Annotated in this window: 18 protein-coding genes; 14 read left to right on the forward strand and 4 right to left on the reverse strand. The window is 66.4% G+C overall.

Annotated features, from left to right (window positions below):
• Nucleotides 1-77 precede the first annotated feature (77 nt).
• The gene (locus FNH08_RS24470; RefSeq protein WP_152773700.1) at nucleotides 78-365 is read right to left on the reverse strand and encodes a WXG100 family type VII secretion target; all 288 of its coding nucleotides are present in this window, start codon (nucleotides 363-365) and stop codon (nucleotides 78-80) included.
• A gap of 256 nt (nucleotides 366-621) precedes the next feature.
• On the opposite strand from FNH08_RS24470, the gene FNH08_RS52185 reads away from it, so the two are divergent.
• The 12 genes from FNH08_RS52185 (at nucleotide 622) to FNH08_RS24530 (ending at nucleotide 13,021) form a co-directional block, all read left to right on the forward strand.
• Nucleotides 622-5,376, forward strand: coding sequence for an FtsK/SpoIIIE domain-containing protein (locus FNH08_RS52185; RefSeq protein WP_322725271.1), 4,755 nt, complete (start codon nucleotides 622-624; stop codon nucleotides 5,374-5,376).
• 19 nt (nucleotides 5,377-5,395) lie between these two features.
• Nucleotides 5,396-5,752, forward strand: coding sequence for a hypothetical protein (locus FNH08_RS24480; RefSeq protein ID WP_152773701.1), 357 nt, complete (start codon nucleotides 5,396-5,398; stop codon nucleotides 5,750-5,752).
• 14 nt (nucleotides 5,753-5,766) lie between these two features.
• Nucleotides 5,767-7,059 (forward strand): DUF308 domain-containing protein, encoded by a 1,293-nt coding sequence (locus FNH08_RS24485; RefSeq protein WP_152773702.1) that lies wholly within the window; start codon nucleotides 5,767-5,769, stop codon nucleotides 7,057-7,059.
• Nucleotides 7,060-7,083: 24 nt separating this feature from the next.
• Nucleotides 7,084-7,722, forward strand: coding sequence for a hypothetical protein (locus FNH08_RS24490; RefSeq protein WP_152773703.1), 639 nt, complete (start codon nucleotides 7,084-7,086; stop codon nucleotides 7,720-7,722).
• Nucleotides 7,719-8,342 (forward strand): hypothetical protein, encoded by a 624-nt coding sequence (locus FNH08_RS24495; protein WP_152773705.1) that lies wholly within the window; start codon nucleotides 7,719-7,721, stop codon nucleotides 8,340-8,342. Before FNH08_RS24490 ends, FNH08_RS24495 begins: the two co-directional genes overlap by 4 nt.
• 95 nt (nucleotides 8,343-8,437) lie before the next feature.
• On the forward strand, nucleotides 8,438-9,121 hold the full coding sequence (locus tag FNH08_RS24500) for a hypothetical protein (protein ID WP_152773707.1): 684 nt from the start codon (nucleotides 8,438-8,440) through the stop codon (nucleotides 9,119-9,121).
• 42 nt (nucleotides 9,122-9,163) lie between these two features.
• Nucleotides 9,164-9,529, forward strand: coding sequence for a hypothetical protein (locus FNH08_RS24505; protein WP_152773708.1), 366 nt, complete (start codon nucleotides 9,164-9,166; stop codon nucleotides 9,527-9,529).
• A 47-nt stretch (nucleotides 9,530-9,576) separates the two neighbouring features.
• Nucleotides 9,577-9,963 (forward strand): hypothetical protein, encoded by a 387-nt coding sequence (locus FNH08_RS24510; RefSeq protein WP_152773710.1) that lies wholly within the window; start codon nucleotides 9,577-9,579, stop codon nucleotides 9,961-9,963.
• Nucleotides 9,964-9,984: 21 nt separating this feature from the next.
• Nucleotides 9,985-10,167, forward strand: coding sequence for a hypothetical protein (locus FNH08_RS24515; RefSeq protein WP_152773711.1), 183 nt, complete (start codon nucleotides 9,985-9,987; stop codon nucleotides 10,165-10,167).
• 55 nt (nucleotides 10,168-10,222) lie between these two features.
• The gene (locus tag FNH08_RS24520; protein ID WP_152773713.1) at nucleotides 10,223-10,846 is read left to right on the forward strand and encodes a hypothetical protein; all 624 of its coding nucleotides are present in this window, start codon (nucleotides 10,223-10,225) and stop codon (nucleotides 10,844-10,846) included.
• 68 nt (nucleotides 10,847-10,914) lie between these two features.
• Nucleotides 10,915-11,571 carry a hypothetical protein gene (locus FNH08_RS24525; protein ID WP_152773715.1) on the forward strand — a complete coding sequence of 219 codons (657 nt, stop codon included), beginning with the start codon at nucleotides 10,915-10,917 and terminating at the stop codon, nucleotides 11,569-11,571.
• A gap of 175 nt (nucleotides 11,572-11,746) precedes the next feature.
• The gene (locus FNH08_RS24530) at nucleotides 11,747-13,021 is read left to right on the forward strand and encodes a hypothetical protein (protein WP_152773717.1); all 1,275 of its coding nucleotides are present in this window, start codon (nucleotides 11,747-11,749) and stop codon (nucleotides 13,019-13,021) included.
• An 82-nt stretch (nucleotides 13,022-13,103) separates the two neighbouring features.
• Here FNH08_RS24530 and FNH08_RS24535 read toward each other — a convergent pair whose 3' ends face one another.
• A complete protein-coding gene (locus FNH08_RS24535; RefSeq protein WP_322725275.1) occupies nucleotides 13,104-13,553 on the reverse strand; it encodes an ATP-binding protein in 450 nt (149 codons plus the stop codon).
• Between the two features lie 177 nt (nucleotides 13,554-13,730).
• Between FNH08_RS24535 and FNH08_RS24540 the strand changes: the two genes are divergently transcribed.
• Both FNH08_RS24540 and FNH08_RS52190 read left to right on the forward strand, forming a co-directional pair.
• Nucleotides 13,731-14,645: a helix-turn-helix domain-containing protein gene (locus tag FNH08_RS24540; protein WP_152773724.1), complete on the forward strand. Its 915-nt coding sequence runs from the start codon at nucleotides 13,731-13,733 to the stop codon at nucleotides 14,643-14,645.
• On the forward strand, nucleotides 14,608-14,733 hold the full coding sequence (locus FNH08_RS52190) for a DUF397 domain-containing protein (protein ID WP_322725277.1): 126 nt from the start codon (nucleotides 14,608-14,610) through the stop codon (nucleotides 14,731-14,733). Before FNH08_RS24540 ends, FNH08_RS52190 begins: the two co-directional genes overlap by 38 nt.
• A 134-nt stretch (nucleotides 14,734-14,867) precedes the next feature.
• Here the strand turns inward: FNH08_RS52190 and FNH08_RS24550 are convergent, their stop codons facing one another.
• Both FNH08_RS24550 and FNH08_RS24555 read right to left on the reverse strand, forming a co-directional pair.
• Nucleotides 14,868-15,209 (reverse strand): PIN domain-containing protein, encoded by a 342-nt coding sequence (locus FNH08_RS24550; protein WP_152773725.1) that lies wholly within the window; start codon nucleotides 15,207-15,209, stop codon nucleotides 14,868-14,870.
• A gap of 35 nt (nucleotides 15,210-15,244) precedes the next feature.
• Nucleotides 15,245-15,502 carry a hypothetical protein gene (locus FNH08_RS24555; protein WP_152773722.1) on the reverse strand — a complete coding sequence of 86 codons (258 nt, stop codon included), beginning with the start codon at nucleotides 15,500-15,502 and terminating at the stop codon, nucleotides 15,245-15,247.
• Nucleotides 15,503-15,808 lie beyond the last annotated feature (306 nt).

The raw sequence follows: 15,808 nt of genomic DNA on the forward strand, positions 1-15,808 counted from the left end.
ATCCAGGCCGACACCGCCCCCACCCCCCCGGCACTGCGCGCAGGCAGGCTAAACCGCGGCAGTCGCCGAATTGCTTATTACTTCCCGAGTTCCCTGTCGAGGTTCTCGAAGGAGTCCGCCGCCTTCTCCAGGTACTGAGCCAAGCCGTCGAGACCCTCGTTGGTCTTCGACATGCCCTGCTTGAACTCCTCGAAGTCCTGGCCGAACTTCTTCGACGCCTGCCGGGTGACGAAGCCGTTCTCGAGCAGGCCGTCGATGTAGGTCTTCAGGTCCTGAAGCTTCTCCTCGATGCGCTCCTTCTCGCGGTTCATCTTCTTCGCGGCGGCCCGCATGTCCTCATATGTGACATCGAGGTCTTTAGCCATGGCGCTCCCCTTCCCTCCGTTGACGACCGCGAGGTCCCCCTCCCGGCATACATGTGGCGCGCACCGGCTCGGCACGCGCCGTTGGGCATCCTAGTTGCCAGCCTCATGGGTTCACATAAACGCAGTCACGGCGGCCACCACGGCGGTCACTGAATCTCCTTGAATCAGAACGTTGTTGGGGTATTCCGCAACCGCACGACAGAGTTGTCGGGACGATATTCTCTTCCGCGTAGAGAGGCATTTCGAGGAGGAGCAAGTGCGTTTGAAGCTGACTGTCGTCGACCGCCGTGCGAACGCCAGCAAAGACCTCGTCCTCGATGCCGATCCGGAGACCCGTATCGACGCCGTCGCCCGAGAGCTGGCAGCTCGGGTGCGGGGCGGCGTGGGGGGCGGCTCGCTCGCCGGGCAGCCCGGTCCCGTGCTCTACGTCGACAACTACCAAGTGGACCCCGTCCACACCGTCACGACCTCCCCGCTGCGCGACGGCGCGGTGGTGAGCCTGGACGACCCCTCCGGCACGCTGCCCGGCGAGCAGCCCGGTCTCATCGAGATCCGGGTGGCCGGCGGGCCCGACGCCGGCGCCGTGTACCGGCTCGGCGTCGGCCGGTACGACATAGGCTCCGGCCCGAACTGCCAACTGGTCATCGACGACCCCGAGTTCCCCCCGCGTGCGCTGACTCTCTACGTGGTCTCCGCGGACGACCTCCGCCTGACCGTGCACGACGGAAGGCAGCCGAGCGGGCAGCCGAGTGGGCAGCCGGTCCGGCCGGATGCGGCGCCGCATGGCCAGGAGCCCAAGCTCGAAGTGCGCGTCGACGGCAAGCCGCTCGAAGGGCAGCAGCTGCGCGTCGACTCCCAGCTCGCCATCGGCAACACCCTGCTCGACGTGGCCCATTACACGCCCCCGGACGCGGCCCTCAAGTGGTCCGACGACGGCTCCGGGTTCGACTACAACCGCCCGCCGCGGCTACGCCCGCCGGAGCGCACCACCAAGTTCCGCCTGCCGGCGCCCCCGAAGGAGTTCGAGGCCCGGCCGCTGCCCTGGCTGATGGCGCTGTCCCCGCTCGCCATGGCCGTCACCATGGCGCTGGTGATGGGGCGCACGACGTACCTGCTGATCGCGCTCTTCAGCCCGTTGATCATGATCGCCAACTACTTCTGGGACAAGAAGCACGGCCGCAAGTCCCACGCCAAGCAGGTCAAGGAGTACGAGGAGCACAAGGCCAGGATCGAGCGCGACGCGCAGGAGGCGCTGGTCCTGGAGCGCGGCGACCGCAGCCTCGACCACCCGGACCCCGGCACCATCTGGGCCAACGCCACCGGCCCCCGCACCCGTCTGTGGGAGCGCCGCCGCAGCGACGCCGACCACCTGCTGCTGCGGGTGGGCACCGGTCGGCTGCCCTCCGCCGTCGTCCTCGACGACCCCGAGCAGGACGACCACCGCCGCCAGGTCACCTGGGACATCGCCGACACCCCCGTCGCCCTGCACCTGGGCCGGCTCGGCGTGATCGGCTTCGCGGGTCCCGACGACACCGCCCGCAGCCTGGCGCGGTGGACGGTGACGCAGGCGGCCGCCCTGCACAGCCCGCTGGACGTGCAGTTCTACGTGCTCACCGAGGTGAACGCGCAGGCCGGTTGGGACTGGGTCCGCTGGCTGCCGCATGCCCGTCCGACGGCGCAGGACGCCAACGTCCTCATCGGGAACGACGCCGAGACCGTCGGCGCCCGTATCGGCGAACTCACCCAGATCCTCGAGGCCAGACAGAAAGCCGCCCAGGAGAACCGCGGTCAGGCGGGCTTCTCCGACCCCGACATCGTCGTCGTCTGGGACGGCTCGCGTCGGCTGCGCTCGATGCCCGGCGTCGTACGGCTGCTGCAGGAAGGCCCGGCCGTATCGATGTACGCGATCTGCCTGGACGCCGAGGAGCGCTTCCTGCCGGGCGAGTGCAAGGGCATCGTGATCGCGGAGCCGCGCACTGCCCGGCACGCCCGGCACGAGCAGAAGGCCGGCGGCGGCGCGAGCGACGCTCTCGAAGCGCTGCGCCAGGCCGCCGAGGCGGAGGAGCGGAAGAAGGCGGCGGCCACCGAGGCCGGCAGGTCGCGGCGGAAGGGGAAGGGGGAGAGGAAGGGGAAGCGGAAGAAGGCGGCCGCGCCCGACAATTCGGCGCTGACCAACACCGCCGCCGTGCTGCTCTCCCTCGACAACCAGAGCGGCACCCCCATACCCACGGCGCCGACGGCCGCGGATCAGGTCGACCCCTCCGTGCTGCGGCTGCGCGTGCAGCAGGAGGGCCAGGACAAGATCCTGGGCGTACGGCCCGACTTCGTCTCGCCGGCCTGGTGCTCCCGGGTTGCCCGGACGCTCTCCCCACTGCGCGACATCAGCGGTGAGGCGACAGACAGCGCGCTGCCGGACGCCAGCCGCCTCCTTGACGTCATCGGGATGGAGCCGCCGACGGCCGGCGCGGTGACCGCCCGCTGGCAGACCGGCGGGCAGTCCACGCTGGCGATGGTCGGTGAGTCGTACGACGGGCCGTTCGGCATCGACATCCGCAAGGACGGGCCGCACGGACTCATCGCGGGTACGACGGGTTCCGGCAAGTCCGAGCTGCTGCAGACGATCGTCGCCGCGCTCGCGGTGGCGAACACGCCGGAGAACATGACCTTCGTACTCGTCGACTACAAGGGCGGCAGCGCGTTCAAGGACTGCGTCCACCTGCCCCACACCGTCGGCATGGTCACCGACCTCGACGCCCACCTCGTCGAGCGCGCACTGGAGTCGCTCGGCGCCGAGCTGCACCGCCGTGAGCACATGCTGGCCCAGGTCGGGGCGAAGGACATCGAGGACTACCAGGACCTGGTGCGGCGTAATCCGGGTATGGCGCCGCTGCCCCGACTGCTGCTGGTCATCGACGAGTTCGCGTCCATGGTCCGCGATCTGCCGGACTTCGTCACCGGCCTCGTCAACATCGCCCAGCGCGGCCGTTCCCTCGGCATCCACCTGTTGCTGGCCACCCAGCGGCCGTCCGGCGTGGTCTCGCCGGAGATCCGGGCCAACACCAACCTCCGTATCGCCCTGCGGGTCACCGACGGCGGCGAGTCGACGGACGTCATCGACTCGCCCGAGGCCGGGAACATCTCCAAGAACACCCCGGGCCGCGCCTACGTGCGTACCGGCGCGGCCTCCCTCATCCCCTTCCAGTCCGGCCGGGTCGGCGGCCGTCGCCCCGGCGCCGTGGACCCGATGGCCGTCGCCCCGTGGACCGGGGAGCTGGACTGGGCCGACCTGGGGCGCGCGGCGCTGGCGAAGCCCGCGGCCGCGAAGAGCGAGGAAGAGGAGATCACCGACCTGAAGGTCCTTGTCGACGCCGTCCGGGAGGCCAACGCGTATCTGCGCATCCCGCAGCAGCACAGCCCGTGGCTGCCGGCCCTCGCGCAGACCCTGCTGCCGGAGGACCTGCCGCCGGCGCAGAGTCTGGGCATGCTGCCCGCGGCGGCGTACGGCGTCGAGGACCTGCCGTCGAGCCAGGCTCGTCGCGCGGCCGCGATCGACTTCGCCACCTTCGGCCACCTGCTCATCGCGGGTGCGCCGCGCAGCGGCCGCTCCCAGGTGCTGCGTACGATCGCGGGTTCCCTGGCCCGCACCCTCTCCTGCGCCGACGTGCACCTGTACGGCATCGACTGCGGCAACGGCGCGCTGAACGCCCTGTCCAAGCTGCCGCACTGCGGCGCGGTGGTGGGCCGCAACCAGAGCGAGCGGGCCGTCCGCCTGGTCCGCCGGCTGTCGGCGGAGGCGGGCAGGCGGCAGGAACTGCTCGCGCAGTACGGCTTCGCCGACATCGGCGAGCAGCGCGCCGGGACGGCGGAGGGCGGGCGGCTGCCGCACATCGTGCTGCTGCTCGACCGCTGGGAGGGCTGGGTCTCCTCCCTCGGCGAGCTTGAACACGGCGAACTCACCGATGAGTTGCTGACCCTGATGCGCGAAGGCGCAAGCGTCGGTATCCACTTGGTGATCACGGGCGACAGGCAACTGCTGACCGGCCGGATCTCCTCGCTGACGGAGGACAAGTTCGGGCTGCGCCTCGCGGACCGTACCGACTTCTCGATGCTGGGCATCAACAGCCGCAAGGTGCCGGACGAGATCCCGCCGGGCCGCGCGTTCCGCAACGAGACGGGTACGGAGATCCAGTTCGCGCTGCTGAGCGAGGACGCCACCGGGCAGGGCCAGAACGCGGCCCTGGTGGCCGTCGGAGAGGCAGCGGCCCACCGGGACGCGGCGGTGCCACGGGCCCTGCGGCCGTTCCGGGTGGACTCGCTTCCCAGCCGCATCACCTTCAACCAGGCGTGGCAGCACGTCGATCCGGCGACGGCCGCCTCGCGCATGTGGGGTCTGGTGGGCGTCGGCGGCGACGACCTGACGGCCTTCGGCCCGGACTTGGCGCAGGGCGTGCCGGGCTTCGTGATCGCGGGCCCGGCGAAGTCGGGTCGCTCGACCGTGCTGATGAACCTGGCGGCCACGTTTGTGGGCCGCCGCGCGGCCCGCCTGGTCATCGCCGCCCCGCGAACCTCCCCGCTGCGCGAACTGCAGGGCCACAAGGGCGTGCTGGCGGTGTTCACGGGCAGCGACATCGAGGAGGACGAGTTGCGGGAGGCCGTGGCGACGGCGTCCGTGGAGCGTCCGATCGTCGTCCTGATCGACGACGGCGAGCTGCTGGAGGACTGCGATGCGGAGGACGAGTTCAAGAGGCTGATCTCGACGGGCGCCGACCGCGGTATCGGCATCGTCATCGCCGGCGACGAGGACGACGTCTGCTCGGGCTTCAGCGGCTGGCAGGTCGACCTGAAGAAGTCCAAGCGCGGCCTGCTGCTGTCCCCGCAGGACACGTCGAGCGGCGAACTGATCGGCGTGCGCCTGAGCCGGAGCGCGGTGGGCGGCCCGGTGACGCCGGGCAAGGGGCTGCTGCATCTGGGGGGCGGGGAGGCGTTCACGGTGACGGTGCCGATGGGCTGAGGACTCACGATCGAGCGTTGTGCCGCTGGCCCGCGGGTGCGCGGGTGCGCGGGTGCGCGAGCCGGAAAACGGTCTCATACAGGATCAATCAACGGGGAGGTCGAGCGGGTTGAGTAACAGCGACCTGATCGTCGACTACGACGAGCTCAACACAATGAAGAGCCACTTCGGCAAGCTCAGCAAGGAGTTCAACAACTGCGGGGCGAACCAGGGGGCAATGTCGGACGCCTACGGCCATTCCAAAATCATCAGCGCCATGGAGGAGTTCTCCGATAACTGGGACGACCATCGCAAAGAACTCATGGAGCAGATGAAGGGCACGGAAGACCACGTGAAGAAGGTCATCCGGGGCTTCGAGAAGATCGACAGCGAGTAGGGGGCGAGAGACACATGGGCAACCGACCAGTCGACTGGACCCCTATCTCCGAGGGTGACCCGACGCCGGGCGACCCCTATGACGTCCGCGAGGAGGCACGCCGCCTCGAGAACATCGCCTCCACCATCAAGGATCAGGCGCGCCTGCTCCGCCAGGCCGGGCAGAACCAGAACCTCAAGGGCAAGTACGCCGACAAGCTCAAGGAGGGCGCCGACGACCTCGCGGACAAGCTCAGCAAGGTCGAGGGCAGGTACACCAAGGTGAGCGGCCTACTGCGGGAGTGGGCCAAGGAACTGGAATACGCGCAGGAAGAGACACGCAAGGCGCTCAGCCAGGCCAAGGTCGACGAGAAGGACGAGGACCGAGTCGACGCGGCCAAGTCGCGCATGGGGGATGCGGTCGGTCACTACCTGCGACTCGGCAACAAGATCGCCGGTGATATCGAGGACGCGCTCGATGACGACATCGAGGACAGCCTATGGGACGACACCGTCGGTTGGGTGAAGGAGCATTCCGAGGGATTCAAGTTGTTCCTCGACATCCTCGGTTGGATCGGAACGGCACTCGCCATCGTGGCCATGTTCATCCCCGGAGTGAACCTCCTGGTCATTGCCGGCCTCGCCATCGGCCTTGCGGTTGTCGCCGGTCGAATGATGCTGGTGGCCGCTGGCAAGGCAAGTTGGATGGATGTGGCGTTCGACTGCATTGGTTTGGTGACATTCGCCGCTGGTGGGCTCGCGGTGAAGGGTCTGAAGGCAGCGAGTTCGAGCGCCCGTGCCGCGGCCACGACGAGCCGCACCACGCGTCTCAAGGAAGGTCTTGCCGCCACCAAGGACAGGCGCAACCAGCTCGCCAACTCGCTCGCCAACGCCGGGGACGACGCCACGAAGGGAGCTATCAGGCAGGAGATGAACACACTGCGGAAGCTGATCTCCCGCGACGCGGGAAAGGTCTCGGACGACACTGCCGATATCGGGAAATTGGGCAAGTTCGTCAACCAGGGCGACGACAGCAGCTACGGCATGCTCCAAGGGATCGAAGCGAACGCCGCGGCGCACGGGGATGCCGTGTCATCAGCGGCAGTCGCCGGTGGACGTGTGGCATACGGTGGCGCGCTCGCCATGCAGTGGACCGGATCCATCGCGGACGTCGGCGACAAGGCCATTGGGGACAATGACACCCTCAATGCGGGTGTAGACGTAGTCAACAATTTGTTCGGTACGAGCTATGAGCACAAGCCCAGCTGGGATGCCTACAACGAGTTCAAGTCCGATAACTGGAAGGTTCCTGCGACATCGGCCTGGTGAACGACTCCCTTCAAAACGCGAGGAATGAGCACCGTGCAAACCCCAAAGATGGCGGTTGGCGGCTACACGATCCTGATGCCGCCGGGATGGGACCGCATCCCACTGAACTCGAAGTCCGAGACGCAGGACGCGATCAAGGGGATCGTGGATCACGCTGTCAAGTACCTGGACCCGGCGACGCCCAAGGAGAAGGTGACGGAAGCCCGACTTGAGCTGCACGGTCGGCTCAACCGTGCCGTCGCCGACGCCCGGCGCCGGAACGGTGTCGATGTCTACCTCCCCGTGGAGCCGATCCACGGATTCATCGCGCCTGCCTCCTTCCTGGTCTCCAAAGTCTCCCCCGGTCTCGCCGCGCAGGCATCACCAAGCGAGATCATGAGTCACCTGACCGAGGGCTTCGGGCCGTCGGAGGACATCACGCTGGACGAAGTGCCCGGCGTTCGTTGCCAACGATCTGTCCCCGCCAACCCGAAGGAGAAGGACTCGGTACCCAGTCGGCAAGTCAACTACGTGGTACCGGTGCCGGATTCTGGGGACGTGAGCGAATGGCTCATCGTCTCGTTCACCACACTTACGCCCGACGGTACCCCGCAGGAGTTCCTCGAGATCCTCACCGAACTCTTCGACGCCGTCATGACCACTTTCCGTTGGAGCGCAGCATGAGCATTCCGTACACACTCGACTTCACCGAAGACCCGGCGGACGGGTGGATTGCCGTCCCCATCCTCGAGGGGAGGGGCGCTGACCGGCAGCGGCGGAAGTGGGCGAAAAAGAGCGCCGAGTTGCACTGTGCCCTCCTCTCGGGCAGCGGCCCTCGCGACAAGCCGCAGGAGAAGGAACTGGCGCGCAAGCTTGAGGCCTTCTCCGAGCAGTTTCCGCAGAAGATCCCTATGCACTACATGTTCGTTTACGCTCCGGATCTCCGGAGGCGTCTCGTGCCGTTCCACTTCTACGCGGTCGATTCGGAAGGGCCAGTGGAACCGGTCCTGGACACACTGGTGCAGCGTAACCAGCCAGGAGCCGCGCAGGATCCCCAGATCGTGGATTTCACCACCGACAACCTCGGCAGGGGACTGCGCTCCATCCGTCACTTCGTACCGAAGGGCGCCGAAGCCCTCTGCATGTCGGTCAACTACGGATGGCGCGTGGATTCTCACGGCATCGACTTGGCCATGCGCACCGTCAGCGACGACCTCGGCTGGGTGTCCGCGAATATCGACGCGTTCGACGCCTTCGCCCGCAGCCTGAAGGTGGTGCATCCGAACGACATCGCAGTTGATTGATGGCATGAGGGCCACCGGCTACCTGGGTGGTTTCAAAGAAATTGCACGCAACTTATATCCGGCCGTAAGTGGCCCGGGTGGTTAGGCTGGTAATAGTGCGGGAGAGAGGCGAGTTCGCCGCCGACGTCGAGGTTGCTTCCGAGAAGCGACCTCGGGAAAGCCGATCAGTATTTTTGCGATGGCTGTTGTTCTACGTCGCATGCTTGGCCATGATTATCGGGCTCATGTGGTTGGCACCCACGGTCCCGCTGGATCCCTGGATCAGCACGGGCGCAGCTCCGGTGCTGGGATGGTTCCTCATCCCGATGGCCTCGTTTATGGTGCCGACCTTCGCCATTCGGCGTTTTCCTCACATACAGCGGAGGTTGGCATGGCAGCTTGTGCTGCCACTTGTCATCGGCTCCATACTGGGTTTTGCGACACAAGGAGCGGGCGAGGATTCAGCGCTGCAGGAGCGCGGCCGTTGGGTTAACTCCAAGGTCGTGGCGGTAAAGAATGAGAATTCCAACAAGACCGCTCAGTGCACCTTGCAGAAGCTGAATGGCCAGGAGATAGAGCCGGAACTCAAGGAGAGTCACGGCTGTGAGGATGGGATTGAGCGAGGTGACGTGTTGCGGGTTCGGTACGACCCTGAAGGGGTGGTTGGCCCCGAAGATGAGTCCTGGGATCCGGGGTCCTCTGTCGGTCTGATCGCCATTCTTGCAGCGCTATTTGTGGCGTTTGGCATGTGGGGCTGCATGCGGATGTCCCGGCAGGACCGCCCGTACGTCGACGCATAGCAATCCCCGGGCGACACGTGCCCGGCGGCGGCTGCCTCGCGCATGTGGGATCTGGTGGGCAGCGACGGCCTGACGGCCTTCGGCATGGACCTGATGCAGGGCGCGCCGGGCTTCGTGATCGCGAGACCGGTGAAGTCCAATCGCTCGACCGTGCTGATGAACCTGGCGGCCAAGTTTGTGGGGCATCCGCGCATGTTCGCCCTCTCTGGTGACGGAAACCGGGCGGACGCCACCCTGGACAAGGCCGAAATGAATTTCCAGTTGAACTACAGGTCTGCAACTACAGTGGACTTGGGAGACTTGGGGAAAAAATCGGTGGGGACGCGTATGGAAATACCAAGGATGCCCCGACGCGTGAAGTCGGGATCCAATGGTGGTCAGCCCGGGGAGATTCCCGGTCAGCAATAGCTGGGCATGAAGAAGTGCGCAGCATATATCCTTAGGAAGGAAAAGCAGTGGCCGTGTACATGGGGGACAATCCAGAAGAAGCCAGGGCGACGAAAATCCTTGCTGCATGCACGTTGATACCAGTCCTCTGTGGCGCTTTCCAGGACCTCGGCAGCAAGTTCGGCGGGATGTACTGGCTCACCACCGGTTACTTCGTTTGGCCGTTCATGATTGCTCCTGTGGCGTTTCTGGTCTTGTTCATCAAGCACCGAGAGCTCATCCGTAACCCACAAAAGGGTGCCCACTTCGCCCAAACGATCAAGATGGCTTCCGGTCTGTTCCTGTTCCTGAACGTCATTGCCATCGCCTACAGCTGGCTGGCCGTGATCTCGGTGCTCAGTGCCCTGACGATCCTGGTAGCCAGCCGACGGCTGAAGAAGCAAGCGTCCGCGTGAGTGCGTCTAATCTCTAACGAGGTGCACGTAGGCCTCCGTTATGCCTGGCGCTACGAGAAGGGCACGGAAGCCGCGGACGTCCTGATCATCCTGGCCGATCCCGATGCCGGCCGGATCCTCAAGGCGCTCGACGATGTCGACGAATTCGCCCGCACCATCCGGATCAGCCCGGATGAAGAAGCGGATGCCTGGCAGAGGTCATGATCGTGGCCGAGCCCGGTGCAGATCGCGTCATGACCACCTTCCGCTGGAGCACAGCATGAGCATTGCGTACGCACTCGACTTCACCGATGGAAAACTCCCGGATGAGTGGATTCCCCTCCCTATCGTTGAGGGGAGGGGCGCTGACCGGCAGCGGCGGAAGTGGGCGAAGAAGTGCGCCGAGTTGCATTGGGACCTGCACAGTGGTGGCCCTCGTGACAAGGCGCAGGTGAAGGAGCTGGCGCGCTGGCTCGAGGGTATCTCCGAGCAGTTCCCACAGAAGATTCCCATGCAGTACTTGTTCGCGTACCTTCCGGATCTTCGCAGGGAGCCCTTGCCGTTCTTCTTCTACGCGGCCCGGTCGGAAGGGCCGGTGGCGCCGCTCCTGGACACGCTGGTGCAACGTAACCAGCCCGGAGCCGCGCAGGATCCCCAGATCGTGGATTTCACCACCGACAACCTCGGCAAGGGGCTGCGTTCCATCCGCCACTTCGTACCGAAGGGCGCCGAAGCCCTCTGCATGTCGGTCAACTACGGATGGCGTGTGGATACCTACGGCATCGACTTGTCCATGCGCACCGTCAGCGACGACCTCGGCTGGGCGGCGGCGAATATCGACGCGTTCGATGCGTTCGCCCGCAGCCTGAAGGTGGTACACCCAAGCGAGATCGTCATTGATTGACGCAGGTTTCGCCCTGATCTTTCCATTCGTATTCGACAGACATGCGACATCGGGAAAGGGGATAGAAAATGGGTTCGGAAGAGGAGGCCGGGACGGGGCGCGTATCGGAGGGAGGAGGTCGACGAGGGCAATCAGCATTTTTGCAGTGGTTGTTGTTCCAGCTGGCGTGCGCGGCCGCAATGGCGGGAATTATGTGGCTGGGGCCTGTGATTCCGCTGTATCCCTGGATCAGGAACTCGAGTTGGTTCTTGGCCGTGCTCATTCTGCCGCTTGCATCTGTTCTGGTGCCTACCCTGTGGCGTACCCCTCGGGGTAAGCGGACGCTGGTGTGGCAGGTCGTGCCGACATTTTTTGCAGGCGCACTTCTGGCGGCGGTGTCGGGCGGAGCGGGGAACAATATGGCGATGCAGGAACGCGGGAAATGGACCCAGGCCAGGGTTGTGGCGCTGGATGACAGGCCCGATCGCTGCATTTTGCAGAAGCCCGACGGGCAGGAGATCTCACCTGACCTCACGGAGGGAAACGGCTGCGAGGACGGGATTGAGCGAGGTGACACGCTGCAGGTCCGGTACGACCCAGAGGGGGCGGTCAGCCCGGTGGATGAGTCCTGGAAGCCGGGGTCTTACGGAGGCGGGATCGCCGGCCTGGCGGTGGTTTTTGTGGTGTTCGGCACGTGGGGCAGTACGCGGATGTCCCGGCGGGACCGCGAGTACGTCGACGCATAGCAATCCCCGGGCGACTCGTGAAGTCGAATCACAGTGCCGCAGCGCGGAAGCGTTGTCGTGCCGGTGCTGCGGCCCGGCCTGCGTGCGAAGAACGTGATGGAGGCGGTCAGTTGCGGCGGCCGGCGATCCCTTTCCGTGGCAGCACCCAAGGAACGCATAACGGCAGAGAGGCAGCATGGCACACCCCATCGATCCTTCCGTGACCCAGCAATCCGACGCTTCGCCACCTCACTCTGCCGGTGACGTGGCCTGGCAGCACCCGGCCACCCGTCGTGCCTGGACGGTGGACCTCGCCCAGCATCTCCTGGGCGTCCCTCTCGGAATCGGGGCCGCCGGCACAGTCATCGTCAACCTGCCCACCCCAACCTGGGTGAGCGTGATCTTGATCGTGCTGCTCGTCATCGCCGGAATCATCGGGATCTGCCGTCAAGCCCCCCTAGTCAGGCGGGCGTTCCGGTTGCGCCGCATCCTGCGCACCTATCCGTGGGAGGTCCATGAAAGAGGCCTTCCGCACGCGTACAGCCAACGCCATTCCGCTCATCGGGGTCGGCCTTGGTTCCAGTTTCCCGATCCGGATGCCCCGGAGTCCTGGGTCATGGTCTACCTGGACCAGGATCGGCACACCCGCTGGTGGGTGGAGCGGATGTCCCCGCAGGCCGGGCCCGAGGCCAAGGCGGACATCCGGACGCTATGGTTCGTCGGCGATCCACGTTTCTGTGCCATCCTCGCGGTCCCGGGCAAACGCGGGCCGCACCGCATGCTGGAGATCCCACGCCAAGGAACACTGCACGTCGGCGCCGAGATTTATGACAATTCCTCTCCCGAAGCGCTGATACGGGCCACCAAGGCAGGTGCCCGTCTCCCGGAACTCGCCCTCCCGGCCATGGCATCGGACAGTACGCCGGCGGTGCCGGCTCCCGCACCGCCCCCGGGCCCGGCCATGTCTTTTCCTGCCACGCGTCGCTCGATGTGGCTGCTGTTGCTGCGAGGCACGGCCGTTCTGGCCGTCACGCCGATCCCCTTCCTTTGGCTTCTCTCGCTCGGGCCCTACAGCTTCGCCGGAGCCAAGGGTCTTGGCATGCTGCTGCTCGCCACCGTGGTGCCGGCCTTCCAGAGTGTGCGGACCCGCTTCAAGCTGCGTCGGAACATACGGGGCGACGGTCAGTCCTGGCGCATGCTGGATGTCGAGATACGGCACCGTGGGCGTGCTCTCGTATTGGTCACTGGTAGCGAGGCCCTGCGCACTCAGCTTGTTCTTCGCCGACCACCGGCTGGGCGAGCGCAGGTCTGGTTCGCGGGCCATATCCATGGCGACGGCGTGGTTTCGCTGCGTGCCGACGGTGCCGTCGTCCCCGTGCGCTGCGTGGAGAAGAGACACGCCGCCGCGAAGCCGAAAGCCGCGGCAAGCGGAGAGCGACGGCGTACCCGCCGATGGGGGCGGGTCGGCTGACCAGCAGCGGAGTACAGCAACCTCAATGGCCGCAGATCGTTGTCGGTGATCAGCCGCTCGGCGCGTGCGCGGGCCGCCCCGTTCACAAGGCGCACTCCGCCCACACCACCTTGCCCACGGGGTGACGCGGCTCCGACCCCCAGCGCACGGCCAGGGAGTTCACCAGGAGCAGGCCTCGGCCGGACTCGCCCTCGGGGTGTGCCGAGGGCGGTGTCGTGGGTGGCTGCTTCTCGGTGGCGGCGTCCGCGACCTCGATGCGGACCAGGCCCGCAGCCGCGTCGAGGGCGAGTCGGAGGCCGAAGTCGCGTCCGGGGACCCTGCCGTGTTGTACGGCGTTCGCCGCGAGTTCGCCGACGACGAGGGCGACCTTGCACGATGCGTCGGACGCCGGCGGGTGGCCCCACTCCTCCATGCGCCGGACGGCGAAGTGTCGGGCGAGTCGCGCACCTCGCGGTGAGGACGCGAACTGCTCCGCGAGGGGTGCGGTGCTCTGCCGTGGGTGGTCTTCCGGGGTGGTCGCTTCTGTCAGCACGGCTTGTCCGTCCTTGTCTGTCGAGACCGACACGTCTCGCGGCGTGCACGAGTCATCACTTTCTGTGTTCAAGAGTGGTCCGGTCGCCCCACTCTCGAAAGGTGACGCAGCCTTACTTTTCAGCTCGTAAGGAACGGAAGTGACGCTTTGGCCAACGGAATTGACCCCAGTACGTCGATGGCGGCGCTGTTCGGCGCTCGGGTACGCAGGCTCCGTACGGCGGCCGGACTGACCCAGGCCGAGCTCGGCGACAGGACGCACGTGGTGAGCACCCGGATCACGCAGGTCGAGCGAGCGTCCGGGGCGAAGCCGACGCGGGAGTTGGCTCGTGCGCTGGACTCTGCCCTCGGTGCGGACGAGCTGCTGGTCGAGTTGTGGCCGTACGTGTACCGAGAGGCGTTTCCGGACTGGTCGCGGAAGTTCATGGAGTACTCGGAGCGGGCGGTGGCCGTCCGCGAGTACGCGGCTCATCTGGTGCCAGGGTTGTTGCAGACGGAGGACTACGCGCGGGCGGTGCTGAGTGTCGGTCGAACGCTTGGCGGCAAGGAACAGTTGGAAGAACGGGTCGCCCTTCGCCTGGGGCGGCAGGAGCGGCTCGGCACGTCCGATCGGCCGGAGCTGTGGGTCGTCCTCGACGAGGCGGTGCTCAGGCGTCCGGTCGGCGGGCAGGCGGTGATGCGTGAGCAGTTGGCGCTGCTGTTCGGGACCGCTGCCGAACCTCACATCACCGTGCAGGTACTGCCGTTCGACCAGGGCGAGCACGATGTCATGGGCGGCTCGCTCACCGTGCTCACCATGCCGGACGGCTCGGAGATCGCCTACACGGAAGGCGCGCACTTCGGCCAACTCATCGAGGATCCGGACGAGGTCAGGAGTTTCGCGCTGACTTACGATCGGCTGCGGGCAGCGGCTCTGCCCCCGCTCATGTCGCTCGACATGATCCGATCCGTGATGGAGGACAACCACCGTGGAGCGAAGGTCCCGTCCCGATCTGAACGGCGCCGCCTGGCGCAAGAGCAGCTACAGCAATCAGGAGGGCGGCAACTGCGTGGAGGTGGCCGACGGGTTCCCGGCCGTCGTCCCGGTCCGTGACAGCAAGGTTCCGCACGGTCCGGTGCTGTGCTTCGAAGCTGCCTCCTGGGCCGTCTTCATAGACGAGTTGAAGGCCCAATTGGCTTGACAGCCCCAGCGGCACGTCGCGTTCACGGCGTGTCGCTGGGACTGTGCGTCCAATTAGATACTCCAACAACCCCACACGTATCTGTACGGCCTGCTGAGACGCCGTCGGGAGCGGGTGGGCGGCCCGTGAGCAGATCAGGGGCTGAGGTCCAGGGTGCGCACCGGGTGCTCCTTCCATGTGTGCGGTCTGGTGGTCGCGATCACCGCACCATCCGGACGGTCGGGGCTGGGCTGGGCGGCGTAGAGGGTGTGCGCGTCGGCCCATGTGGTCGCGCGTGCCACCGACAGAGCGGCCGGCAGGTCCAGGCCGACGATCGCGACACCGGGCAGGGCGGCGATGTGCTCCGCCGTGCCCGGCCTGGCCCGGTCGGCCTCGACCAGGGCACACACCGCGGCGTAGAGGAACCAGCCCGGCTCGGCGTGAGCGCGATGAATCAGGCGGGAGGCCAGGGCGTTACCCCGCCCGGCGGCCACCATCGCGCTTTCGTCGAGGAACACATGCACGTCACGGGTCACGGGGCACCCGCCTCGGACATGCGGCGGTCCAGTTCGGCGTCCAGGTCGGCCTTCTCGGCCTCGTTGGGGTCGTAGCCGTTCCACTCCCGGAGCACTGCCTGGGCCTTCTCCGCCCGCTCGGCCCGCTCCGCCGGCGTGAGCAGGGTCTCCGCGAGGCGGGCCAGGTAGGAACGCAGCGACAGCCCTTCTCCAGCAGCTATCTCGGCAAGCCGGTCGCGGGCATCGGCGGGGATACGGAGGTTGGCGTCGGGCATGGTGAGAATCCCTTTCACGCATCGGGCAGCGGACGGGTACGGGTACGGGTACGGGTACGGGTACGTACCCGTATGGCACCTTAGCCTGTCGGCGCACCTCCGAACGGGACCTCGGCGGCTTGGCTACGCTTGGGATTAAACGCTCATTGTCGGGTAAAGCCGGGCAATTTTTCTAAGGAACCGAAGATGGGTTTCGGTGGTGGCCTTCCAGTCGTGAAGCGTGGGTCCCTCACCCGGGTGGCTGTGGCGATCGCGGTCGTCGGCAGTCTGACCCTGGTCGGGGCCTGCGGTGGGGACAGCGGGGGT

It is taken from the genome of Streptomyces spongiae, assembly GCF_009377185.1.
GTDB lineage: Bacteria > Actinomycetota > Actinomycetes > Streptomycetales > Streptomycetaceae > Streptomyces > Streptomyces spongiae.